This window comes from Citrobacter sp. TBCS-15, assembly GCF_005280815.1.
Classification (GTDB): Bacteria; Pseudomonadota; Gammaproteobacteria; order Enterobacterales; family Enterobacteriaceae; genus Citrobacter; species Citrobacter werkmanii.
Genome location: NZ_SZWK01000088.1, coordinates 1 through 229 on the forward strand (window position 1 = coordinate 1; position 229 = coordinate 229).

Sequence of the window (229 nt, forward strand, 5' to 3'; positions counted from 1 at the left end):
AATAACCAATAGTGCTGAAATTAAAGTAACTGAAAACGAGGACGGTTCTAAGTCGTTCCAAGGCATTGGTTCAGAAGTTGGCGTAGAGAATCGTAACGGTATTATCTTGACCCCTAACTGCATTGAGTTTGCTAGAGAACGATATCCATTGCTATATGAACACGGAGCTGGATCTAGTGAAGTAATTGGGGACGCGAAAGTTTATTATGACTTAGCTTCTAATAAATAC

1 protein-coding gene is annotated in these 229 nt (G+C 39.3%); it reads left to right on the forward strand.

The window, feature by feature from the left end:
• The coding region (locus FDW96_RS25200) for a hypothetical protein (protein ID WP_212732862.1) at window positions 1–229 on the forward strand (229 nt) is incomplete at both ends.